Here is a 217-nt window from a genome sequence, read left to right on the forward strand (position 1 = left end):
TGGGCACAGCGAAAGGTGGCGATTATACCTGTATTCGCAGTAAACAGATTTATAAGCAAGGCAGTGCCAATAACCCTAAGCAAGTTGCGCATCATAGCGAGTCGGTGTGTGTACCACGAGGTGAGCCAATACGTATCGCGCCCCCAGAGCATAGCCCCAAGCCGATGGTGTTTACCGCCACAGTGCGCTCGCTGTCGGGGTCAAAGGCCAATCCTCA

The 217-nt window shown here is 53.9% G+C and carries 1 protein-coding gene; it reads left to right on the top strand.

What is annotated here, in order from left to right; genetic code table 11:
* On the top strand, nt 1-217 hold a 217-nt coding region (locus CKO50_RS24160), incomplete at both ends, for a hypothetical protein (RefSeq protein WP_176474740.1).

The organism is Pseudoalteromonas sp. HM-SA03, assembly GCF_002289345.1.
GTDB lineage: Bacteria > Pseudomonadota > Gammaproteobacteria > Enterobacterales > Alteromonadaceae > Pseudoalteromonas.